A 24,557-nucleotide genomic window follows, 5' to 3' on the forward strand; every position below is an offset into this window, starting at 1 on the left:
GGGTTCAGCCCAGCACAGGAGCCGGGCAATCACGCGACGCTCGACTGAGCGGCCTTCATACCCGCCGGATAGCGTCGAGCAGGATCGGCGCCACCTCGGCACGACACATCACGAAGTCGGGCAGGTACGGGTCGAACTGGTTGTAGCGCAGGGGCGAGCCGTCTAGCCGCGACGCGTGCATGCCGGCGGCCAGCACCACACCCGCCGGCGCTGCCGAGTCCCACTCCCATTGACCGCCGGCGTGCAGGTAGGCGTCAACGTCGCCGTCGATTAGGGCCATTGCTTTGGCGCCGGCCGAACCGATGGCTACCGGGTGGATGGCCAGCGTCTGCCGGATGCGGTGCAGTATCGCTGGTGGGCGGGTGGCGCTCACGGCGATCCGTAGCGTGCTGGGAACACCGACGCGGGCGGCGTCGGCGGTCACGGTGTCACTGCGGTAGATCATGTTTCCGCGGGCCGGCAACGCCACCGCGGCGTCAGTGATCTCGGGCCGGCCGTCGTTGGGGCGCTGCCACAGCGCGATATGCACCGCCCAGTCGTCGCGCCCGGGCGTCGAGAACTCCCGCGTACCGTCCAGCGGGTCGATGATCCACACCCGATCGGACTGCAGCCGCGCCAGATCGTCGTGGGCTTCCTCACTGAGCACCGCATCGTCGGGCCGCTCGGCCCGTAGCCGTCGCAGGATCAGCTCGTTTGCGTGGAAGTCACCCGCATCGCCAAGCGCCAAGGGCTGCCCGAATCCGAGCTCATCGCGCACTTGCAGCAGCAACTTTCCCGCGTCGGCAGCAAGATCGGCGGCCAGCGCGGCATCAGTCACCGTTTCAGTATCGCGGACGGCCGAGTTCGGCTTAGAAGGCTGGCCAGGGTATTGGACGGTGTCGGTTCGGTCCAGGCATCACCGGATTGTCCAGCAGCGCATGCGTGCGGTGGCGCAGCGCGGCGATTTCAGCACCGGTGATCTGCCCGGCGAGCTCCTCGGCGAGCGGGCCGCACAGCGCGTCGGCCAGCCCGGCAACCGCCTCCAGGGTTTCGTCGTCGATCGGCTTACCCGCCCAACCCCACAGCACCGTGCGCAGTTTGTCCTGGACATGCAGGCACACGCCGTGGTCTACCCCGTAGACGTGCCCGTCGATGCCCTGCAGGACGTGGCCGCCTTTGCGATCAGCGTTGTTGACGAGCACGTCGAACACCGCCATCCGGCGCAGCCGGACATCGTCGGCGTGCATCAGAATCACCTCGTCGCCGGCGTAGTCATAGGCGCGCAGCACCGGTAGATAGCCCGGCTGTGGCTTGCCGACGGGAAACAGGTCCACGAGGTCGGGCCCGGGCCGGGGGTCGGAATCGATGGCGTCACCGGGTTGCTGCACCCACAGCTGCAGCATGCCCGACCCGGCCGGTCCGTCACGAATCACGGTGTAGGGCACAATGTTCCAGCCCAATTGCGTCGACACCAGATAGGCACTGAGTTCCCGACCGGCCAGCGTTCCATCGGGGAAGTCCCACAGCGGCTGCTCGCCGGAAATCGGTTTATAGACGCAGTGCACGCTGGTGCCACCCAGCGTCGACTCGCACAGAAACGTGGCGTTGCTTGCCGAGCGAATGCGGCCGAGAATCGTCACCGCGCCGTCGCGCAACACCTCACGGTGGTCATTCCTCGGGTTCATCGTTGGACCCGAGCAGCGCCTCGCGCCGGTATCCGTTGGCGCGTGCGCAGATGTGCCCGTCGGGGTCCAACGGTTCGTCGCAGAGCGGGCACGGCGGACGCCCAGCCGAGATAACCCGGTTGGACCGCGTCGCGAACTGTCGCGCCGACTCCGGCGTCAGAAACACCCGCACCGCGTCGGGCCCCTCCTCGGTGTCGTCGAGCACCACGGAGGCATCGAACTCCGCGTCGGTGACCGCCAGCAGCTCGACCACCACCGTCTGCGCTTCTGAATCCCAGCCCAGTCCCATTGTCCCGACTCGGAATTCGGCATCCACCGGCATGACCAGCGGGTTGAGGTCGTCAACCTCGGTCGGCTCGGGCGGGACCGGGGTACCGAACCGGCGATGGACCTCAAGCAGTAGCGCACCGATGCGTTCAGCGAGCACCGCGACCTGCTGCTTCTCCAGGACCACCGACACCACCCGGGAGTCGTGCACCGCCTGGATATAGAACGTGCGGTTTCCGGGCTGGCCAACGGTCCCGGCCACGAAGCGGTCGGGTGTGCGGAATACATGAATTGCGCGGGCCATTGCACCTCCAAAATACCGGCAGTTGCCATCGCTGTGCGATTCGATCGCGGAGTGCGCGTTTCGCCCGCCGCTAGTCGGCAGAGCCACCTACCACAGCGTCGCTGGACGGCGGCTCAGCCTTTTCCTGCTGCGCAGGCGCGGCGCCCAGTCCGGCCGATAGTCGTGACCCAGTGTGGTTGACGTGCAGCACGAACGGCCGCAGCGGGGTGTAGCGGATCACGCTGATCGAGCCGGGGTCGGCCGTTATGCGCTGGAAGCCGTCCAGGTGCATGCCGTATGCATCGGCGATCACCGCCTTGATGACGTCGCCGTGGGTGCAGGCCAGCCACAGCACATCACCGCCCTGCTCGCCCCCGTATTCCAAGGCGAGCCGCTGGTCATACTCACGCACGGCGGACACCGCACGCGCCTGCACCTGGGCCAAACCCTCACCTCCCGGAAACACCGCCGCGCTGGGATGGGCCTGCACCACTCGCCACAACGGCTCGTTCATCAGGTCACCGATCTTGCGGCCGGTCCAGTCGCCGTAGTCCACTTCGGCCAGCCGGTCCTCTATGAGGGGTTGCAAGCACAGCGCGTCGGCGAGTGGTTCGACGGTGCGACGGCACCGCAGCAGCGGCGAACTCACCACCGCCCGGATCGGCAAGGTACCGATCCGATCGATCAGGCCGATCGCCTGCGCGCATCCCTTGTCGTCGAGGTCGACGCCCTCGGAGCGGCCGGCCAGGATCCCCGCGGTGTTCGAGGTGGATCGGCCATGGCGTAGCAGGAGTACGGTCACGTCGCGCACACCGTCCCGGTCGCCAGCAGGACCAACACGCCCGCCCCGGCGGCTAGCCGGTAGCCCACGAACCAATACATGTTGTGCCGGACCAGGAACCGCAGGAACCACGCCACCGCGGCGAGGCCTATGACGAACGCGATCAGGGTCGCCGCCAACAGCTGCGGACCCGTCGCGCTCATCCCCTCGGTTACCGGGTGAAACGCGTCCGGCAGCGAGAACAACCCGGATGCGAACACCGCCGGTATGGCCAGCAGGAAGCCGAATCGGGCAGCCAGCTCGCGTTCGAGTCCGACGAACAGTCCGGCGCTGATCGTCGCCCCGGACCGCGAGACTCCAGGCACCAGCGCCAGGCATTGGGCGACGCCCACCACCACGGCATCTCGCCAGCTCAGGTGCTCGATGTCCCGGGTCTGGCGCCCCAGATGCTCGGCCAGGGCGATCACCCCGGAAAACACCACCAGCGCCGTCGCCACCACCCACAGGTTGCGCACGCCCGAGCGGATCTCGTCTTTGAACAACAGGCCCAGGATGCAGATCGGGATGGTCCCGACGATGACGTACCAACCCAGCCGATAGTCGGCATCGCGATGTGAGGCGACAACCAGCCCGTTAAACCAGGCTTTAAGGATGCGCACGATATCGCGTGCGAAATAGAGCAGCACCGCAGCCTCGGTGCCCAATTGGGTGACCGCGGTGAATGAGGCTCCGGCGTCGCCGTTGAAGAAAACCCGCGACGCGATCGCCAGGTGACCCGATGAAGACACCGGCAAGAACTCGGTTAAACCTTGCAGCACGGCCAGATCGATGACTTGCCACCAGGACATCGCCGAAACCGCAGACACGACGACGACCGTACCTAATGAGGACGAGCCGCCACTCAGTGCAACTAGCGCGATACCGGCATGGCGCGCGCGACTGAATCCCGCACCGCGGCGGCTAGGCTGCGCTCGTCGGTGAGGTCGATGTCGACAATGCTGCGCACTGCCTTCGCCACGACATCTTCAGCCTGCGGAACCGGCCCCGAGAGCCGCGGCCGGTAAATTTCGACAGTGAGTGATCCGTGCGAAATATGGAAGGAAAAACTGCGTCCATCACCGACTTGTCCGTACCCGCTGGCGAAAATTCCCGTCGACATGTCTTCGACAGCAAACTCATTGTCTGCAATATGCCGGTCTGCGGCGACGGTCATGCCGCGAGAATACCTCGCCGGTACGCGTTGGCGAGGGCAACATGGCGAGATTGGGTTCACAACGTTTCTTAGAATTTGACTTAATATTCCGCTTTCGCGGGTTAACGAGTTGCTAGGACTGAATGAAGTAGTGGTTTACCGCCAGTTATGTGGATTGACGCTTTTGCTGGCCGTGGCGGGACTCGTTGTGGGATGTTGGGCAAATCCACTAAATAATTCCCCTCCGACTATGCAACCTGCACAGCCCGCTGTGTCGCCGCCCGTGTCACAGAATCCAGCCGGCGCGGTACGGCCGCTGGGCGGTCACCCGCAGGCGGCGCTCTTCGACGGCAGCACCCGGCAGTTGGTGGTGCTCGACCCCGAGGCCAACCCGGCGGGGCCGGCCAGCATCAGCCTGTTCGGTCACGACGGGCAGCGTCCACCGCGCGCCATCGTGCTGCCCGGGCCCGCGATCGCGTTGACCTGCGACGGCCGCGGTATCGCCTATCTGGCATCCCGCGGCGGCTACGTTACGGTCGACCTGTCCTCCGGGCGCGTCACACAGGTGAGTGTCGCCGACACCCCGAACATCGAATACACCGCAATCGCGCGCCGCGCCGACGGCAAGATGGTGTTGGGCAGCGCCGACGGCGCCGTGTACACGCTGAACGCCTCCGATTCGGGGTCCGCTTCGGTAGCCAACCGCAATAAGATCTTTGCACGCGTCGATGCCCTTGTGACACAAGGAAATACGACCGTTGTGCTGGACCGGGGCCAGACTTCGGTGACGACGATCGGCGCCGACGGTCATACCGAGCAGGCCCTGCGCGCCGGCCTGGGAGCGACCACACTGACCGCCGATCCCCTGGGCCGGCTGCTGGTAGCCGACACCCGCGGTGGCCAATTGCTGGTGTACGGGGTCGACCCGCTGATCCTGCGCCAGGCTTACCCGGTGCGAGGCGCCCCGTACGGTTTGGCGGGTTCGCGGCAGCTTGCCTGGGTATCCCAAACAGCGTCGAACATGGTGATTGGTTACGATCTCAGCACCGGAATACCCGTGGAAAAGGTGCGTTACCCAACCGTGCAGCAACCCAACTCGCTGGCCTTTGACGAAGAGTCGGACACCTTGTACGTGGTGTCGGGGTCGGGCGCCGGGGTCCAGGTCATCGAGCATGCGGCGGGTATCCCATGAGGAACGGGCCCGCGCCGCGGCGGGCTCGGTTGCCCGCGGGCTGGGACGCCGACATGTCCGACGAATACGAGTGGGTGCCGTTACGCCTGCCGCCGGAAGTGACCAGGGTCAGCGCGTCCACCCGGCTGTCCATTGAGGCCGAGTATCGCGGCTGGGAATTGACAAGGGTGCGGCTCTACACCGACGGTAGCAGGCGGGTGTTGTTGCGCCGCAAGAAATCTCGCTTGGATAGCACCGGACGCAGCGGGTGCCCTGATTACCCGGAACTGTGACGTTGGGCCAACGCCGGTGCTACGGGCTGTTGCGACGGCTGCTGTTTCTGATTCCGCCCGAGCGTGTCCACACATTGGTTTTTGCCGTCCTGCGCGGCGTCACCGCCATCGCATTGCTGCGCCAGTTTCTGCAGCGGCGGCTGGGCCCGACGGATCCGGTGCTGGCGAGCACCGTGTTCGGGGTGCGTTTCCCGGGACCGCTCGGGCTGGCAGCGGGATTCGACAAGGATGGCACCGGCCTATCCACCTGGGCGGCAATGGGTTTTGGCTACGCCGAGGTCGGCACCGTCACCGCCCACCCGCAGCCCGGCAACCCGGCCCCGCGGATGTTTCGGCTGCCCGCCGACCGCGCGCTGCTGAACCGGATGGGGTTTAACAACCACGGTGCCGGCGAGCTGGCCAGCCGGCTGGCACGGCACAGTCCCGACATACCGATTGGGGTGAACATCGGCAAGACCAAGGCCACTCCGACGGCCGGGGCCGTCGACGATTACCGGGCCAGCGCCCGGCTGGTCGGCCCGCTGGCGTCGTATCTGGTGGTCAATGTCAGCTCACCCAACACGCCGGGGCTGCGAGATCTGCAGGCGGTCGAGTCGTTGCGGCCCATTCTCGCGGCCGTCCTGGCCGAAACGTCGACACCGGTGCTGGTGAAGATCGCGCCGGATCTTGCCGATTCCGATGTCGACGACATTGCCGACCTAGCTGTCGAGTTGGGTCTGGCGGGCATCGTGGCAACCAATACCACGGTCTCCCGCGAAGGACTGGTCACGCCGGGAGTCGACGAGCTGGGCGCCGGCGGCATCTCCGGCGCACCGGTGGCGCGACGCGCGGTCGAGGTGTTGCGCCGGTTGTATGGCCGGGTCGGTGATCGGCTAGTGCTGATCAGCGTGGGCGGTGTCGAAACCGCGGACGACGCCTGGGAGCGCATCACCGCGGGAGCCTCACTGCTGCAGGCTTATACCGGCTTCATTTACGGTGGAGGCTTGTGGGCCAAGGACATTCACGATGGCATTGCCCGCAGATTGCATGACGGCGGGTTCGCCTCGCTCAGCGAGGCGGTGGGCTCGGCCCTTGACAGGAATCAATAACCGGATTCGAGCACGCGCCGGCCGCTCATTTGGGACCATGATCACGTTCTGGGGTCGGGATAAGTCGAGGGGGTCGTCGCCATTTCGTTTGTGATCACTGCACCGGACACAGTGACCAGCGCGGCTGGGGACCTAGCGGGTATCCGCTCGACGCTGGCGGAAGCCACCGTGGCGGCGGCTCGTCCCACAACCAGCGTTACGGCGGCTGCCGCCGACGAAGTGTCGCTCGCACTCTCGCGGGTGTTCGGCAGCTACGGCCAGCAATTTCAAGCTTTGAGTGCCCAAGCGGGGGCGTTTCATGACGAATTTGTCAGCCTGTTGAGGGGCGGCGCCGCGGCCTATCTCAATACTGAGATCGCCAACGCCCCCAACACCGCCGCCGCCACAGACTTACTTCTGGGCGGCTTGATCCCGACGGGCCCCAACGGGCTTGGCCCGACCACCGGCGGGGCGCCCTCGGGGATCTTCAACGGCGCCGGTCAGCAGCTCGGGTCGGTCATTTCCTCGCTGATCAGCGGCAACCCCGGCTCAATACTGCCGGGGCTATTCGGACCCAACCAGACCGGCGCCCCAGCCCCTGTCGTCGGCCCATATCAGGCTCTCTTCGCCAATACCAGCGCCAATCTGCAAACCATCATCGGCAACTGGGCCGCTCACCCCTTCCCGGCGCTGCAGCAGGTCATCAGCAACCAGCAGCGCTATGCCCAGCTGGTCGCCACGGACGCGGCAAACAGCATTCAGAACCTTCCCGCCGGGTTGCAAGCCTTGCCGTCCCACATCCAAGCCGCCATCCAGGCCGCTGCGGGCTACAACCCGGTGGCAGCGGCGCAGGCATACCTCGGCAAACAAGCCGCCTACAACCAGATTGTCACCACATCGCTGGCGAACACGGTCCGAGAGCTTCAGGCCAACCTCCCGGCCTTTCAGTCCGACCTGGGGATGACCGGCCAAGCGGTGCTGACGGGCGACTACCACGGCGCGGTGTCCGGGGTGCCGCGCGCGTTGATTCATCTCTTCCTCGACGGGGTCGAGCTGCGCAACGGGTCGGAAGTCATAATCCACGGCCCGGCCGGAGAGCTGCTTCCGATCATGGATGTTGCTGCCCAACAGCAGCAAGACTTCATCAACCTGTTCCCGGACGGCTCTATCCCGCGACAGATGACGCAGAACTTCGTCGACGCCGTCGGCACGGCCCTGCCCTCGTTGGGCTTTGCGCTGATCGGTCCGCCGATCGCCACCCTCGACGGGTTGGCGACCGGCGCGACGGCGTTCCGGACGGCGCTGCAGGCCGGCGATGGTGTCGGCGCGGTGGGCGCGCTCATCGGCATGCCCGCCTACGTGGCAGACGGCTTCCTCAACGGCGAAACCGTCATCGATCTGACGATCCCGCTGACCGAGACAGCGGTGATCCCACCATTCACCGTCGGCGCCAACACGCCGGTCGTGGTACACATGCCCTTCTACGGGATTCTCGCTCAGCCGCAACCGATTTCGGCGACGATACACCTGCCCGCGGTTGTTACTACCGTCCCGATCACCCTCAGCTTCGGCGAAACGGAGTTTGGCGGCCTCGTTCCGCAGCTGTTGACCTACATACCCTTACAAGTCGCCTCAGCGATCGCGCCGGAGTAGTCGGATCAGGCCGGACCACCGGCGCCACCGGTTCCGGCGGTCCCGCCTGCACCACCACCACCGCCTGTGTTGCCAGTGGGAGCGCTGCCCACACTGCCGCTGCCGCCGTCGGTGCCGGCCTGGCCCAAACCCCTGCCACCGTCGCCGCCGGTGCCGCCGTTTCCACCGGTACCGCCGGCTCCGCCTGTCCCGCCGGCGCCCTGCACCGAGCTGCCCCCGGCGCCCCCGGTTCCGCCTACGGCGCCGGCGCCACCTTTCCCACCCACGCCGCCCTGCACGAAAGCACCGTCGTCACCGTCGCCACCATCGCCACCGGCGCCACCGATTCCGCCGGTTCCGCCGGTTCCGCCGTTGCCGGTCGTCCCGCCACCGGCCCCGCCAGTGCCGCCGACGCCCGCGGCTCCGCCCGCCCCGCCCGTACCGGGCGTGCCGTTGCGGCTGCCGTTACCACCGCGGCCGCCGGTGCCACCGGTGCCCCCGGTTCCGCCGCTGCCGCCCGTGCCGTTGCCGTCTCCTCCAGCCCCGCCGGCGCCGGCCTTGCCGCCGGAGCCGCCCTGCCCGCCGCTGGCCCCGTCCCCGGTGGTGCTGCTGCTTTGGTCGCCACCGGCGCCGCCAACGCCACCTTTGCCGCCGGAGCCGCCCTGGCCACCTACGCCGCCGCCGACCCCATCGATGCCTGCACCACCATCACCGCCCTGGCCGCCGGCGCCGCCACTGCCGCCCTGACCGCCGGGGACCGGCAAGGATCCGGACGCGCCGGCTTGCCCGGCGCCACCGTTGCCGCCGGCGCCGCCGATGCCTCCTTTGCCACCGGTACCGATTGCCCCGGCCGCGCCACCGTCGGTGCCGGAGCCACGGGCGCCGGCGCCGCCTCCGGTGCCGCCCTTGCCGCCATCGCCGCCAGCGCCGCCGCTGATGCCCGTGTTGGTGCCGCCGGCGCCGCCGGCGCCGCCTTGTCCACCGATGCCGCCCTGACCGCCCTGGCCGCCGCCGACCCCGCCGATACCCGCACCGCCGTCGCCGCCTTTACCGCCGGCGCCGCCCGTACCGCCCCCAGCACCGCTAGTGGGCGAGGTGCCGGACGTGCCCGCCTGACCGGCGCCGCCGTTGCCGCCGATGCCTCCGGTTCCGCCCTTGCCGCCGTTGCCGATCGTCCCGGCCGCGCCACCGTCGGTTGCCGTTCCGCCCGCGCCGGCGGCACCGCCGGCGCCGCCTTGCCCACCATCGGCGCCGTTGCCGCCGCTTGCCGTGTTGGTGCCGCCGACTCCGCCGGCTCCACCTTGTCCGCCGACGCCGCCTCGGCCACCTTCGCCACCGCCGACCCCGCCAATGCCCGCACCACCATCACCGCCCTGGCCGCCGGCACCACCGCCGCCGCCCTGGCCGCCGATCGTGGGCGAGTCGCCAGACGTACCGGCTTGACCGGTGCCGCCGTTGCCACCGGTGCCCCCGGTGCCGCCCTTGCCGCCGGTACCGATCGCTCCGGCCGCGCCACCGTCGGTTCCGGAACCGCCGGCTCCGGCGGCGCCGCCGGCACCGCCCTGCCCACCGTCGGCGCCACCGCCGCCGCCATTTCCCGTGTTGGTGCCGCCGACGGCTCCTGCGCCACCCTGGCCGCCGTCGCCGCCCTGCCCACCTTGACCGCCGCCGACCCCGCCGACGCCCGCGCCACCGGCACCGCCCTGGCCGCCGGCGCCACCGCCGCCGCCCTGGCCACCGGCAGTGGGCGAGGTTCCGGACACGCCGGACTCGCCGATGCCCCCGCTGCCGCCGGTGCCCCCGGCGCCGCCCTTGCCGCCGCTACCGATAGCCCCAGCCGGGCCACCGTCCGTTCCAGAACCGCCCACTCCGGCTGCCCCGCCGGTGCCGCCTTTGCCGCCGTCGGCGCCGGTCGCGTCGACGCCGGTGCCCGTGTTGGTCCCGCCGACACCACCGACGCCGCCCTGCCCGCCGACTCCGCCCCGGCCGCCCTGGCCACCACCGACCCCGCCGATGCCCCCACCACCATCGCCGCCCTGGCCGCCGGCGCCGCCCCTGCCGCCCTGTCCCCCATCAGTGGGTGAGGCGCCAGACGTACCCGCTTGACCGACAGCGCCGTTGCCGCCGGCACCCCCGATGCCGCCCTTGCCTCCGGTGCCATTCGCCCCGACCATGCCACCGTCGGTTGCGGCGCCGCCAGCGCCCGCAGCACCGCCGGTGCCGCCCTGCCCACCATCGGCGCCGTTGCCGCCGCTGGTTCCGGTGTTGGTGCCACCGACGCCGCCAGCGCCGCCCTGCCCACCAACCCCGCCTCGGCCAGCTTGACCGCCACCGAGCCCGCCGATGCCCGCACCCCCATCACCGCCCTCGCCGCCGACGCCGCCCGCACCACCCTGACCGCCAGCGGTGGGCGAGGTTCCGGATACGCCGGCTTGCCCGGTGCTCCCGTTGCCGCCGGCGCCGCCGTTGCCGCCGTTGCCCGCGATACCGTTCACCCCGGCCGCGCCGCCGTCGGTTCCAGCGCCACCAGCGCCGGCGGCGCCGCCGGCGCCGCCATGGCCACCGTTCGAGCCGTTGACGCCGCTTAACGGGCTGGTGGCGCCGTCGCCGCCGGCCCCGCCTTGCCCGCCGACGCCACCCTGACCACCGTGGCCGCCGCCGACCCCGCCGATGCCCGCTCCCCCAGCACCGCCTTGGCCGCCGGCACCGCCGTCGGCGCCCCGGCCGCCGTCGAAAGGCGCAGTGGTGGCTTTGCCGGTCTTTCCGGCGCCGCCGTCGCCGCCGGTACCACCGGTGCCGCCGTCGCCGGCTGTCCCTGCGCTCCCGCCGTTGCCTCCGGTGCCGGCCGCACCGCCAGCACCGGCTTGGCCACCGGTGCCGCCACTGCCGCCGGAGCCGGCGTTGTCGGAGCCGTCGTCGTTGTAGCCGGTGCCGCCGGTACCCCCTTGACCGCCTTGGCCGCCGCGGCCGCCGCTGCCGTTGGTTGCGTCGACGACGGCGCTACCGCCGGCACCGCCTTGGCCGCCGATCCCGCCTTGGCCGCCGGTGCCGGCGGGGTCTGCGACGGCGCCGGAAGGCGTCACGCCGTTGGCGCCGGTGCCGCCCTGACCGCCCTGGCCGCCTGTTCCGCCGTCGCCGGCGACGTGGCCGGCGCTGGTGGTGGCGCCGCCTTGGCCGCCCTTGCCGCCGGCACCGCCCTGGCCGGCCTGGCCGAAGCTCTGGCCTGGGAAGCCGCCGGTGCCCGGCGCGCCGCCGGTCCCGCCTTGCCCGCCAATCCCGCCGGTGCCCCCGGCACCGGCGTTGTTGGCGCCGTCGTCGTTGTAGCCCGTTCCGCCGGTGCCACCGGCGCCACCTTGGCCGCCCTTGCCACCACCACCGTTATTAGCGCCGTTCGCGGCGCTGCCGCCCTGCCCGCCCTGACCGCCCTGGCCGCCTTCGCCGCCGGTGGAGCCGATCGCAGCGGACGTGCCGGCGCCGCCCTGGCCGCCTTGACCACCCTGACCGCCCTGACCACCCCGCCCAGCGGTGTCTCCGAGGGTGGCGCTGGCGCCACCTTGGCCACCCTGGCCGCCGGCGCCGCCGGTCCCGGCCTGGCCCGCGGTGCCGCCGGTGCCGCCGGTCCCGGCCTCGCCCGCGTTGCCGCCGGTACCGCCGGTACCACCGGTTCCGCCGGCGGTGGCGTTGTTGGTGCCGTCGTCCGCGTAGCCGGTGCCGCCTTGGCCACCTTGCCCGCCGGCGCCGCCGGCCCCGCCGGAGCCGTTGGTGCCGCCATTGCCGGCGCCACCCCCACCGCCTTGGCCGCCCATCCCGCCCTGGCCGCCGGTGGAGCCGGCGTCAAAGGGTGTGGCGGCGGTGGAACCGGTGGCGCCGACCCCGCCGTCGCCGCCCGCGCCGCCCCTGCCGCCGGTACCCGCGGCGCCGTCCGCGCCGGCGTCGGTTCCGAAGCCCGCCGCCCCGGCGGCGCCTCCGGTGCCGCCTTGGCCGCCATCGGCACCGCCACTACCGGTGCCGAAGGTGTTGGCACCGCCCTGGCCTCCCCGGCCGCCCTGGCCACCGACGCCGCCCTGCCCGCCTTGCCCGCCGCCGACCCCGCCGATGCCCGCGCCACCCGTGCCGCCCTGGCCGCCAGCGCCGCCGTCGCCGCCCCGGCCGCCTGCGCTCGGCGAGCCACCGGATACGCCGGACTGGCCGGCGCTGCCGTACCCGCCGGCGCCGCCGGTGCCGCCTTTCCCACCCGTTCCGATCGCGCCCGCCGCGCCACCGTCGGTCCCGGAGCCGGCCGCCCCGGCGGTGCCGCCGGTGCCACCCTGCCCGCCGGCCGCGCCGCTGCCGCCGGCGGTGCCGGTATGAGAACCGCCTTGGCCGCCCTCGCCGCCCTGGCCACCGATGCCGCCCTGCCCGCCGGCGCCACCACCCACACCAGCGATGCCCGCGCCGCCGGCACCGCCTTGGCCGCCGGCACCGCCTTGGCCGCCCTGAAGGCCGGTGGTGGGTGCGCCCGCGTCGCTAGCGCCGGCCTGGCCGACGCCGCCGGTGCCACCCGCGCCGCCGGTGCCGCCGACACCACCTCGGCCCGCGTTGCCCGCGGTCCCGCCGAACCCACCGGCCGCGCCCCCCGCGCCGGCCGCCCCGCCGGTGCCGCCGGTGCCGCCCTGGCCGCCCTGGTCACCCAGGCCCAGGGCGGCGCCGCCCGCGCCGCCGATGCCACCAGCGCCGCCAGTGCCGCCGTGGCCGCCGTCGCCAGAGATGCCGATCCACGCATGACCCCCGGCGCCGCCCGCGCCGCCGGCGCCTCCAGTTGCGCCCGTACCGCCCTGCTGGCCGGCTGCGCCGGCCCCGCCTGCCCCGCCGGTGCCGCCGTCACCACCGGTTCCGCCGTGACCACCGAATCCGACAACACCGGCGTTGCCGCCGACTCCACCAGCACCGCCGCTACCGCCATCCACTCCCGCGGCACCGGCGGAGCCGTCCCCGCCGGCCCCGCCGTGCCCGCCAGAACCGAATAACAACCCGCCACGACCGCCGGCCCCGCCGTCACCGCCGGCACCGTTGAGGTCGCCGCCGCCGCTCCCGCCGGCGCCACCCTTGCCGATCAACGGGGCGATGCCGCCCGCACCGCCGGCACCGCCGGTGCCGCCGGCCCCACCAAGCCCACCGGAGCCCAACAACCACCCACCACGGCCGCCGGACCCGCCGGTCGCACCGACCCCGCCGGTGCCGCCGCTGCCGCCATTACCGATGAGCCCAGCCTCGCCGCCGGCGCCGCCGGCCTGGCCGGCCGCGCCCGACCCGCCGTCCCCGCCGTTGCCCAATAAGATCCCACCAGTCCCGCCGTTCGCCCCGGATCCCGGCGCGCCATTGGCACCGTTGCCGATCAGTGGACGACCCACCAGCGCTTCGGTCGGTGCGTTGATCACGTCAAGCACCTGTTGCCCCACCGTCTGCAAAGGCGACGCGTTGGTCGCCTCGGCCGTCGCATATGCGTCCGAACTCGACTTGAGGGCCTGGGCAAACTGGTCGTGAAACGCCGTCAGCTGAGCGGATACGCTCTGATAAGCCTGGCCGTGCCTGGAAAAGAGCGACGCCACCGCCGCCGAGACCTCATCAGCGCCCGCGGCCAACACGGCCGTGGTCGAGGCGGCTGCCGCCGCGTTTGCCGAACGCAGTGCCGAACCGATACCTGTGACATCCGACACGGCCGCCGTCAGTACCTCCGGGCCAGCCAACACAAACGACATCGCGTCGGTCCCCTTCGTTCGAGTGCATCTCGTTACCAAGCCAGTACTCCAGCAACAAACTTCGTCCAACTGGGGCAGCAGCGCCCTCGGTCAACTGGGGGATTCGAGGGATGAAATTTCCTCCCCCTATTGGGGGAGGAAGGCACCGCCGTCGACCCCAAGAACGCGTTGCAATGATCTTGCCTGGACAGCCGAAAGTCACTTTCTCAGTGCGCTTTTCACGTAATGTGCAATCCCGACGCGGCATGGTCATCAACACCGCTCCGGGTGGGGATCGCACCAAGGGGCTACTTGCGGACTCCCGGAAATTCACTATGAATTGCTTGATCCTGCCTGGCGCAGCTAAGCGACCGTGGGGTGCGACGCCCACTGCCCGGGGATCCAACACACCGGCCGCTACGGCGAGGCCGGCCATCTGCTTCGAGTTGGGGAGACGCGATGGATTTCACGGGGTTGCCGCCGGAGCACAATTCGGGTCAGATGTTTGCTGGCGCGGGGCCGGGCCCGATGCTGGTGGCCGCCGCGGCCTGGCAGGGGTTGGCCGTCGAACTGGGTTCATCCGCCGTCGCATTTGCATCACTGACCTCGCGACTGGCGACTTCGTCGTGGCAGGGTCCGGCCTCGGCGGCGATGGTGGGCGCAGCCGAACCCTATGTGGGGTGGTTGAGTGACGCGGCAATGCAGGCCGAACAGGCCGCCGCTCAGGCCCGGCTAGCGGCGGCCGCATTCGAGGTAGCGCAGGCGGCAACCGTGCATCCGGCGATCATCGCGGCCAACCGCGCTCGGTTTGTTTGGCTGGCGGCCTCGAACCTGCTGGGGCAAAACGCGCCGGCGATCGCCGCTGCTGAGGCTGAGTATGAGCAGATGTGGGCACAGGATGTGGCCGCAATGTTCGACTATCACGCCGATGCTTCGGCGATCGTATCGGTGTTGTCTCCGTTCACAGGGGTGCCACAGAATCTGGCGGGCCCGCACGCATCCGTCGCGCCGGCCGCCGAGGCCGTAGTCCACCCGCCCAGTGGGCCGGGCTTGAACCTGGGCCTAGCAAACGTGGGCCGCGGAAACATCGGTAACGGAAACATCGGCAACTTCAATCTCGGCTCGGGGAATGTTGGCAGCCGAAACATCGGCAGCGGAAACATCGGCAGCGGAAACATCGGGTTCGGCAACACGGGCCCCTCCATGGCGGCTGCGACCGCGGCCGCCCGCAACTTCGGCTTCGGCAACACCGGCAGCGGCAACATCGGCTTCGGCAACACCGGTGACGGCAACATCGGCTTCGGCAACACCGGCGACGGAAACATCGGAATCGGGCTGACGGGATCCGGGCTGACCGGTCTCGGCGGGCTGAATTCGGGCACCGGCAACGTCGGCCTGTTCAACTCGGGCACCGGAAACGTCGGCATCGGCAACTCCGGCACCGGAAACTGGGGCGTTGGCAACTCCGGCAACAGCTACAACACCGGCTTCGGCAACTCGGGTGAGGCCAACACGGGCTTGTTCAACTCCGGGATAGCCAACACCGGCATTGCCAGCGCGGGCAATTACAACACGGGCAGCTACAACACCGGCAGCACCAACACGGGCGGCTTCAACGTTGGCAGTTACAACACCGGCTTCTTGAACAGAGGCAACTACAACACCGGCGTGGGAAACACCGGCAATGTCAACACCGGCGCCTTGATCTCGGGCAACTACAGCAACGGCGTGCTATGGCGGGGAAATTATCAGAGCCTGATATTCCCGGCTCCGGGCTTCGGAAACTCGACCGACATCCCGTCGTCGGGCTTCTTCAACACCGGTTCGGGCAGTGCCTCGGGCCTCGCAAACTCCGGCGCCAATAATTCGGGCTTCTTCAACTCATCGGCCGTCGGAGTGTCCGGCTACTACAACACCGGTGGGCTGGCATCGGGCCTCGCGAATTCGGGCAATACCGTCTCGGGTTTGCTCAATACCAGCTTGCTGAGCGTCGCGGCGCCGGCCTTTGTTTCGGGTGCCCTAAACACCGGCAGTAATATGTCCGGCTTCCTCGGCGGCCCCTCGTCGGTAAATATTGGGTTCGCCAACCAGGGCGGCTCAAACGTTGGCAACGCGAACGTCGGCGACTTCAACTTCGGCAGCGGAAACGTTGGCAACGCCAACATCGGCAGAGGAAACGTCGGCAACTCGAACATCGGCAGCGGCAACATCGGCGAAACCAATATCGGCATCGGAAACATCGGCGACGGGAACCTGGGCTTCGGAAGCCATGGCATCGACAATTTCGGCTTCGGAAACTTTGGCGACTATAACCTGGGCAACGGCAACGTCGGCAACCACAACCGAGGCTTCTGGAACGCAGGCGACAACAACGTCGGCTTCGCCAACGCCGGCAATAACAACGTCGGCATTGGGCTCACCGGCGACGGCCAAGTCGGGTTCGGGGCGCTGAACTCCGGCAGCGGCAACATCGGCTTGTTCAACTCCGGCACCGGAAACGTCGGCATCGGAAACTCGGGGACCGGCAACTGGGGCATCGGCAATGCGGGCATTGGCAACACCGGCATCGGCAGCACGGGCAGCTACAACACCGGCCCGTGGAACGCGGGTACCGCCAACACTGGCATCGCCAATGCCGGCAATTACAACACCGGCTTCCTCAACGCGGGTGCCACCAACACCGGCAGCTACAACGCGGGCGAACACAACACGGGCGGGTTCAACCCGGGCAATTACAACACCGGCCATTTCAACCCCGGCAACGTTGACACCGGCGCTTTCAACACGGGCAATTACAGCAACGGCTTTTTCGTAACCGGCGACAACCAAGGCCAGATCAGTGTCGATGTCGCGATCGATATTCCCACCGTCCCGATCGACATCGAGTCCGTTAATCCCATAGACCAAGTCATGGTTGTCGGCGGGCAGGTCTACACAATTCCGGGCTATACGTACCCGAAAACATATTTCCTGGACGGCGCCTTCTATTTAGGCCCGGTCAACATCTCGTCATCCACGCTCACCGCTCCCACCGTGACAATTGACATTGGTGGGCCAAGCACGTCCATAGACGCCACCATCGTCGGCGCCCTGCAGGGCGGGACGATCCAGATCATCGACATACCGGCGGCGCCGGGATTCGGGAACTCGACAACCAGCCCGTCGTCAGGCTTCTTCAACTCCGGCACCGGCAGCGCATCGGGCTTCGGCAACGTCGGCGCCAACAATTCGGGCTTCCGCAACGTGTCGACGGGCAGCGCAGGCGTCTCGGGCTACCGAAACGTCGGCTCCCTAGAGTCGGGCGTGGCCAACCTGGGCAACACCATCTCGGGCTTCTACAACACCAGCACCCAGGACCTCGCCACCGCGGCCAATGTCTCCGGCTTCGTAAACGTCGGCACCAACTTGGCGGGCGCTCTTCGCGACAGCGCAACCGGGATGGTCTTCAACGTGGGCCTGGGAAACGTCGGCGCTTACAACCTGGGCAGCGGCAACCTGGGCGACTTCAACCTCGGCAGCGGCAACATCGGCAACGACAACTTCGGCAGCGGCAACACCGGCAACGACAACATCGGGTTCGGCAACACCGGCAGCGACAACAATGGCATGGGCAACACCGGCGACGGCAACATCGGCTTCGGCAACGCCGGCACCGGCAACGTCGGCATCGGGCTCAGCGGCGACGGCCAGTTCGGCTTCGGTGCCCTGAACTCCGGCAGCGGCAACATCGGCCTGTTCAACTCCGGCACCGGCAACATCGGTATCGGAAACTCCGGCACCGGGAACTGGGGCATCGGCAACTCCGGCAGCTACAACACCGGCAGCTTCAACCCGGGCCGCACCAACACCGGGTTCTTCAACACCGGCACCGCCAACACGGGCATCGCCAACGTGGGCAGCTACAACACCGGCAACTACAACACGGGCGCCACCAACACCGGAAGCTTCAACCCCGGCAACTACAACAGCGGCCTACTCAACTCCGGCAACTACAACACCGGCCTGGCCAACTCGGGCAACATCGATACCGGCGCTCTCAACACCGGCAACATGGACAACGGCCTGTTGTGGAGGGGCGACAGCCAGGGCCTGATCGGCTTCAATTACACGATCTCTATGCCGGAGATCGCGTTGGACCTGGTTGCCACCATCCCGATCAATATCCCCATCAACGCCAGCTTCACCACCACCGTCTACAACGGGCTAACGATTGACGACATCCCGTTCGGAACCACCGCCACGCTCGGTCCCATCCCCGTCCTCGAAGGCACCATCAACTCGCTCACCATCCCGCCCATCTATGCGACCGGCCCCACGCCGGCAATCCAAATTGGAAATCCCGACGGCTCCACCGCGATCGTCATCCCGGTCTCCGCCAGCCTTGGCCCCGCCGACTGGACGATCATCGACATCGGCGGCGCCCCAGGATTCCGAAACTCGACAACCAGCCCGTCGTCGGGATTCTTCAACTCCGGCACCGGCAGCGCCTCGGGCCTAGGCAACGTCGGCGCCAACAACTCGGGCTTGTTGAACTTGGCCTCCGGCAGCTCCGGGATTTCGGGCTACAAGAACGTCGGCGACCTGGTATCGGGCGCGGCGAACCTCGGCAACACCATGTCGGGACTCCTCAACACGAGCACGCTGGACCTCGCGACACCGGCCAATGTCTCAGGTGCCGGAAACATCGGGGCCAACCTCGCGGGCCTCTACCGCAACAACGCGGCGGGGATGACGGCCTTTAACCTGGGCCTCGCAAACGACGGCGCCTTAAACGTCGGCTTCGCAAACATCGGGTCGCACAATTTCGGCTCCGGAAACGTCGGTGACTTCAACTTCGGCAGCGGCAACCTCGGCGATCACAACGTGGGCGGCGCGAACATCGGCGGCTTCAATGTCGGCTTCGGCAACCACGGCGTCCACAATCTCGGCTCCGGAAACCTGGGCGACCACAACATCGGCCCGGCAAATCTCGGCGATTACAACCGCGGTTTCGGGAACGCCGGCAACGCCAACGCCGGTTTCGCGAACACCGGCGACAACAACATCGGCTTTGCCAACACCGGCAGCAACAACATCGGCATCGGGCTCACCGGCGACGGCGAAATCGGTTTCGGCGCGCTGAATTCCGGCGCTGGCAACACCGGCTTGTTCAACTCCGGCACCGGTAACGTCGGATTGTTCAACTCCGGCACGGGAAACGTCGGCATCGGCAACTCGGGCACCGGAAACTGGGGCCTCGGCAATACCGGCAACACCAACACCGGCGTCTTGAACTCCGGCCACGTCAATACGGGCTTCGTCGACTCCGGCACCGGAAACACGGGCATCGGCAACGCGGGCGGCTACAACTCTGGCAGCTTCAACACCGGCAGCTTCAACACCGCCGGCTTCAACCCGGGCTCCTATAACACGGGCTACTCGAATACGGGCAACTACAACACGGGGTTCGCAAACACGGGAGACGTGAACACCGGTTTCGTTAATTCCGGCAGCTATAACAACGGCGTCTTATGGCAAGGCGACTACCAACGCCTGATGGACTACAACTACACGATCGATATCCCCGATACCGCCATTCCGGTAAACCTATCCGTGAGTATCCCGATCAACATCCCGGTCACCGTGTCACTCGGCACGCTGACCATTCAGGGCTTCACCATTCCCAAATACACCGCCGACATCACCGTTCTGGATACCGGATCTACCCAAGCAATCAGCGTCGGGCCCATCACGTTCGGGGATATCGCGATCGCCCTGCCCACCATCAGCGCCACCATCGGCGGGCCCACCACCGCGATAACGATCGACGGCACCGGCGGCATCGGCCCCATCGCCATCCCGGTCATCGATGTTCCCGCGGAGCCGGGCTACGGGAACACCACCAGCGTCCCGTCGTCGGGCTTCTTCAACTCCGGCACCGGTAGCGCCTCGGGCCTCGGCAACGTCGGCGCCAACAACTCAGGGTTCTTCAACGTGGCCTCCGGCAGCTCAGGAATCTCGGGCTACAAGAACGTCGGCGACCTGGTATCGGGCATGGCGAACTACGGCAACACCATGTCGGGATTCTTCAATATCAGCACCCTGGATCTCGCGACGCCGGCCAACGTCTCCGGCTTCGCAAACAGGGGCACCGACCTCGCGGGTTTCTTCGGAAACTTCGCGGTGTCCAACGCGGGTGTGGCGAACATCGGCAGCTTCAACCTGGGCAGCGGGAACGTCGGCGACTACAACCTCGGCAGCGGAAACGTCGGCGCCTACAACCTCGGCGGCGCAAACATCGGCAGCTTCAATGTCGGCTTCGGAAGCCAGGGCGTACACAATGTCGGCTCCGGGAACCTGGGCGACTACAACGTCGGTCCGGCAAACTTCGGCGACGACAACCACGGGTTCGGGAACGCAGGCAACGCCAACGCGGGTTTTGCGAACACCGGCGACAACAACATCGGCTTTGCGAACACCGGCAGCAACAACATCGGCATCGGACTGACCGGCGACGGCCAAATCGGTTTCGGCGCACTGAATTCCGGCACCGGCAACATCGGCCTCTTCAACTCCGGCACCGGCAACATCGGCTTGTTCAACTCCGGCACCGGCAACATCGGCATCGGCAACTCGGGCACCGGCAACTGGGGTGTCGCCAACGCGGGGATCGCAAGCACCGGCATCGAGAACGCCGGCAGCCACAACACGGGACTCTGGAATCCAGGTACCGGCAACACCGGCCTCGCCAATGCGGGCACCTACAACACGGGCGGCTACGACACGGGCAGCGCGAACACCGGCTTCGCCAACCCGGGCAGCTACAACACGGGCTCGGCAAATAGGGGCAGCACCAACACCGGCAGCTTCAACACCGGTGACTACAACACGGGCTTACTCAACATCGGTAACTACAACACTGGCCTGGCAAACACCGGCAATGTCAACACCGGGGCTTTCAATGCGGGCAGCTACAGCAACGGCTTCTTCTGGAGGGACGACTACCAAGGTCTGCGTGGTTTCCACGCCGGAATCTACATTCCCGAATTCTCGGTCCTAGACCTGGATCTGGCGATCCCGATCAATGTCCCCATCACTGTCGATGCCACGAACATCGTCGTCGGCCCGTTCGAGATTCAACCGATCACCGTCAGCGTCCTCGGCTCGTCGTATCTGAGCATCACCTTCGCCACCATTTCCGTCCCGGCCCTCACCGGCATCTTGCCCACGGTCGATGCCCTCATCGGCGGACCAGATACATCGATACCGATCGCCATCTCCAGCAGCTTCGGCCCAGTCGACATCACGTTCATCGATATACCGGCGGCTCCGGGCTACGGGAACACGACCAGCACCCCGTCGTCGGGCTTCTTCAACTCCGGCACCGGCAGCGCGTCGGGCTTCGGCAACGCCGGCGCCAACAACTCGGGCTTCCGCAACGTCTCGATGGGCAGCACGGGCGTCTCCGGCTACCGAAACGTGGGCTCGCTGGAGTCGGGCATCGCCAACGTGGGCAACACCATCTCGGGCATCTACAACACCAGCACCCAGGACCTCGCCACAGCGGCCAATCTTTCCGGCTTGGCAAACGTCGGCTCCGACCTGAGCGGCGCGTTCCACAACGGCAGCGTCGCGGCCGGGCGGGTTGTCAACGTGGGCTTGGCAAACGAGGGCCAGCTCAACGTGGGCTTCGGAAACGTCGGCTCCGTCAATCTGGGCAGTGGCAACCTCGGCGACCTGAACCTCGGCAGCGGAAACCTCGGCGACCACAACCTCGGCAGCGGCAACGTCGGCAGCGCCAACGTCGGGTTCGCCAACATCGGCAGCGACAATCTCGGCTTGGGCAACACCGGCAGCGACAACAATGGGTTCGGCAACACCGGCGACGGCAACATCGGCTTCGGCAACACCGGCAACGGCAACATCGGCATCGGGCTCAGCGGCGACGGCCAGTTCGGCTTCGGCGCCCTCAACTCGGGCACCGGCAACATCGGGCTGTTCAACTCGGGCACCAACAACATCGGCATCGGCAACTCCGGCACCGGAAACTGGGGCATCGGCAACTCCGGCAGCTACAACACCGGCATCGCCAACCCCGGCCGCGCCAATACCGGCTTCTTCAACGCCGGCGTCGCCAACACCGGCATCGCCAACGTGGGCAGCTACAACACCGGCACTTACAACACCGGCGCCACCAACACCGGCGGCTTCAACCCCGGAGCCACCAACACCGGCTGGTTCAACACCGGTGACTACAACACGGGCCTGGCCAACACCGGCAACATCAACACCGGCGCTTTCAACACCGGCGACATGAACAACGGCCTCTTGTGGCGAGGCGACAATCACGGCCAGATCGGCGCGTATTACGCAATCACCGTTCCGGAAATCCCCGCATCCTTCGACATCCAAATCCCCGTCAACATCCCGATCAGTGTCAGCATCAGCGACGCTTACATCAACGCCTTCACCATCCCCAAAGTCACCTTCAGCGGCTTGGACGACGGCCTCGGCGGTAAAGTCGTCGGCTACATCGGCCCGTTCAGCGTCTACGGCGCCCAGAGCGGCGACCCGCTCGTCATTTCCTTCGGCGAGCAACCCACGGTCGCGGTCAATATCGGCAACCCGGACGGCTCAACGGTGATAGGCATAAGCGGCACAGGCGGTTTCGGCCCCATCACCATCCCACTCATCGACATGCCGGCGGCTCCGGGATACGGAAACTCGACCAGCAGCCCGTCGTCGGGGTTCTTTAACTCCGGCGCCGGCAGCGCATCTGGCTTCGGGAACTTCGGCGCGAGCAATTCCGGCATTTTCAACTCCTCGACCGGACTCGCCGGTAACTCGGGTGTGCAGAACTACGGGTCGTTGCAATCGGGGTTCGCCAACTTTGGCAATACCGTCTCGGGCATCTACAACACGAGCAGCCAGGACCTCACATCGGCGGCCAATGTCTCCGGCTTGGCCAACGTCGGCACCAATCTGGCCGGCGTGCTCCGCGACAGCGCAACCGGGACGATCTTCAACGTGGGCCTTGCAAACGAGGGTCAACTCAACGTCGGCTTCGCAAACATCGGCGACCACAACCTGGGCAATGGAAACGTCGGCGACTACAACCTGGGCAATGGAAACATCGGCGCCCACAATTTGGGCGGCGGCAACCTGGGCGACCTCAACGTCGGCAGCGGCAACATCGGCAGCGTCAACATCGGGTTCGCCAACACTGGAAGCGACAACCTCGGGTTCGCCAACGCGGGCAGCAACAACATCGGCTTCGGCAACACCGGCAACGGCAACATCGGCTTCGGCAACACCGGCAACGGCAACATCGGCATCGGGCTCAGCGGCGACGGCCTAAGCGGCTTCGGCGCCCTGAACTCGGGCACCGGCAACATCGGCCTGTTCAATTCGGGCACCAACAACATCGGCATCGGCAACTCCGGGACCGGAAACTGGGGCATCGGCAACTCCGGCAGCTACAACACCGGCATCGGCAATGCGGGCAGCGCCAACACCGGTTTCTTCAACGCCGGCATTGCCAACACCGGCATCGCCAACGCGGGCGGCTACAACACCGGCAACTACAACGCGGGTGCCAGCAACACCGGTAGCTTCAACCCGGGCGACTACAACACCGGCTGGTTCAACCCGGGCGACTTCAACACGGGTTTGCTCAACACCGGCAATTCCAACACCGGCGTTGCCAACTCGGGCAATGTCAACACCGGCGCTTTCATTTCGGGCAACTACAGCAACGGCTTGTTTTGGCGAGGCGATTACCAGGGTCTGATTTCCATCTCGTACTCGTCGACTATTCCCGAAATCCCTTGGTACTACGACGTGAATGCGCCGATTGAGATTCCAGTCACGGCCTCCGTCAACGAGATCACCATGGAAACGTTCCACATCTCGGACATCCCCATCAAGGTCCAGTTGCAACAAAAAGTCTGCATCCCCGGGACGTCAATTTGCTGGACCATCACGACGACCGTGTACGACGGCAGCATCGGCGGCTGGACGATCGACGCATTCGTTCTCCAATCCGCAATTGCCGTGGACACCGTCATTGGCCAAATAGTCGATTACTCCGGCGGCGGGACCTCGGGTCCCTACACCTTCGGCTTCGACTACCAGCAGAACCCGGGATTCTTCAATTCGACCACCGACCCCTCGTCGGGCTTCTTCAACTCCGGTGCTGGCAACGCGTCGGGTTTCTTCAATTCCGCTGGTCCTGTGTCGGGGATTGCCAACGAGTTCGCCTACAACTCGGGCGTCGGCAATGCCGGGGGCGCGGGAAATTCGGGCTACCTAAACTACGGCGCGCTGGAATCGGGCTTCGCGAACTTGGGCAACACCATTTCGGGGTTTTTCAACACGAGCACGCTGGATCTCACCGAGGCCGCCTTTGACTCAGGCGTCGGAAATGTCGGCACCAACCTCTCGGGCTTCTTCAACAACGTCTTCTTGCCCTAGCTGGGCGCGTACCACCGGTGAGCGCGTCTGGGCCGCGG

Annotated in this window: 12 protein-coding genes; 5 read left to right on the forward strand and 7 right to left on the reverse strand. The window is 67.4% G+C overall.

Annotation, left to right across the window (positions count from 1 at the left end):
- Positions 1 to 55: 55 nt before the first annotated feature.
- The 6 genes from AADZ78_RS16200 to AADZ78_RS16225 all read right to left on the reverse strand — a co-directional run bounded on the left by AADZ78_RS16200 (position 56) and on the right by AADZ78_RS16225 (position 4,208).
- A complete protein-coding gene (locus AADZ78_RS16200; protein ID WP_239655129.1) occupies positions 56 to 817 on the reverse strand; it encodes a 3'(2'),5'-bisphosphate nucleotidase CysQ in 762 nt (253 codons plus the stop codon).
- 31 nt (positions 818 to 848) lie between these two features.
- The gene (locus AADZ78_RS16205) at positions 849 to 1,664 is read right to left on the reverse strand and encodes an SCO1664 family protein (protein ID WP_085251668.1); all 816 of its coding nucleotides are present in this window, start codon (positions 1,662 to 1,664) and stop codon (positions 849 to 851) included.
- Positions 1,648 to 2,235, reverse strand: coding sequence for a DUF3090 domain-containing protein (locus tag AADZ78_RS16210; protein WP_085251676.1), 588 nt, complete (start codon positions 2,233 to 2,235; stop codon positions 1,648 to 1,650). Before AADZ78_RS16210 ends, AADZ78_RS16205 begins: the two co-directional genes overlap by 17 nt.
- A gap of 70 nt (positions 2,236 to 2,305) precedes the next feature.
- On the reverse strand, positions 2,306 to 3,016 hold the full coding sequence (locus tag AADZ78_RS16215; protein ID WP_085251675.1) for a histidine phosphatase family protein: 711 nt from the start codon (positions 3,014 to 3,016) through the stop codon (positions 2,306 to 2,308).
- On the reverse strand, positions 3,013 to 3,843 hold the full coding sequence (locus AADZ78_RS16220; RefSeq protein ID WP_085251667.1) for an undecaprenyl-diphosphate phosphatase: 831 nt from the start codon (positions 3,841 to 3,843) through the stop codon (positions 3,013 to 3,015). Before AADZ78_RS16220 ends, AADZ78_RS16215 begins: the two co-directional genes overlap by 4 nt.
- 62 nt (positions 3,844 to 3,905) lie before the next feature.
- Positions 3,906 to 4,208, reverse strand: a complete 303-nt coding sequence (locus tag AADZ78_RS16225; RefSeq protein WP_085251666.1) for a hypothetical protein — start codon at positions 4,206 to 4,208, stop codon at positions 3,906 to 3,908.
- A gap of 109 nt (positions 4,209 to 4,317) precedes the next feature.
- Here AADZ78_RS16225 and AADZ78_RS16230 point away from each other — a divergent pair, with 109 nt between their 5' ends.
- From AADZ78_RS16230 to AADZ78_RS16245, 4 genes are all read left to right on the forward strand, one after another.
- The gene (locus AADZ78_RS16230) at positions 4,318 to 5,379 is read left to right on the forward strand and encodes a YncE family protein (RefSeq protein WP_085251665.1); all 1,062 of its coding nucleotides are present in this window, start codon (positions 4,318 to 4,320) and stop codon (positions 5,377 to 5,379) included.
- Positions 5,376 to 5,651 carry a DUF5703 family protein gene (locus AADZ78_RS16235; protein ID WP_085251664.1) on the forward strand — a complete coding sequence of 92 codons (276 nt, stop codon included), beginning with the start codon at positions 5,376 to 5,378 and terminating at the stop codon, positions 5,649 to 5,651. The genes AADZ78_RS16230 and AADZ78_RS16235 overlap by 4 nt, the downstream gene beginning before the upstream one ends.
- A 2-nt stretch (positions 5,652 to 5,653) precedes the next feature.
- Positions 5,654 to 6,739: a quinone-dependent dihydroorotate dehydrogenase gene (locus tag AADZ78_RS16240; protein ID WP_139828859.1), complete on the forward strand. Its 1,086-nt coding sequence runs from the start codon at positions 5,654 to 5,656 to the stop codon at positions 6,737 to 6,739.
- Positions 6,740 to 6,829: 90 nt separating this feature from the next.
- Entirely contained in the window at positions 6,830 to 8,371 is a 1,542-nt protein-coding gene (locus tag AADZ78_RS16245; RefSeq protein ID WP_239656712.1) for a PE family protein, read from the forward strand.
- 5 nt (positions 8,372 to 8,376) lie between these two features.
- Here AADZ78_RS16245 and AADZ78_RS16250 read toward each other — a convergent pair whose 3' ends face one another.
- Positions 8,377 to 14,088 carry a PE family protein gene (locus AADZ78_RS16250; protein WP_264033232.1) on the reverse strand — a complete coding sequence of 1,904 codons (5,712 nt, stop codon included), beginning with the start codon at positions 14,086 to 14,088 and terminating at the stop codon, positions 8,377 to 8,379.
- Positions 14,089 to 14,526: 438 nt separating this feature from the next.
- On the opposite strand from AADZ78_RS16250, the gene AADZ78_RS16255 reads away from it, so the two are divergent.
- Positions 14,527 to 24,519, forward strand: coding sequence for a PPE family protein (locus AADZ78_RS16255; RefSeq protein ID WP_085251660.1), 9,993 nt, complete (start codon positions 14,527 to 14,529; stop codon positions 24,517 to 24,519).
- The last annotated feature ends 38 nt before the right edge of the window (positions 24,520 to 24,557 follow it).

This window comes from Mycobacterium riyadhense, assembly GCF_963853645.1.
GTDB lineage: Bacteria > Actinomycetota > Actinomycetes > Mycobacteriales > Mycobacteriaceae > Mycobacterium > Mycobacterium riyadhense.

Excerpts from the sequence above, each read along its gene's own strand:
- AADZ78_RS16225 (WP_085251666.1), bottom strand. The coding sequence starts at position 4,208 with ATGACCGTCGCCGCAGACCGGCATATTGCAGACAATGAGTTTGCTGTC.
- AADZ78_RS16210 (WP_085251676.1), bottom strand. The coding sequence starts at position 2,235 with ATGGCCCGCGCAATTCATGTATTCCGCACACCCGACCGCTTCGTGGCC.
- AADZ78_RS16250 (WP_264033232.1), bottom strand. The coding sequence starts at position 14,088 with ATGTCGTTTGTGTTGGCTGGCCCGGAGGTACTGACGGCGGCCGTGTCG.
- AADZ78_RS16205 (WP_085251668.1), bottom strand. The coding sequence starts at position 1,664 with ATGAACCCGAGGAATGACCACCGTGAGGTGTTGCGCGACGGCGCGGTG.
- AADZ78_RS16235 (WP_085251664.1), top strand. The coding sequence starts at position 5,376 with ATGAGGAACGGGCCCGCGCCGCGGCGGGCTCGGTTGCCCGCGGGCTGG.
- AADZ78_RS16255 (WP_085251660.1), top strand. The coding sequence starts at position 14,527 with ATGGATTTCACGGGGTTGCCGCCGGAGCACAATTCGGGTCAGATGTTT.
- AADZ78_RS16220 (WP_085251667.1), bottom strand. The coding sequence starts at position 3,843 with ATGTCCTGGTGGCAAGTCATCGATCTGGCCGTGCTGCAAGGTTTAACC.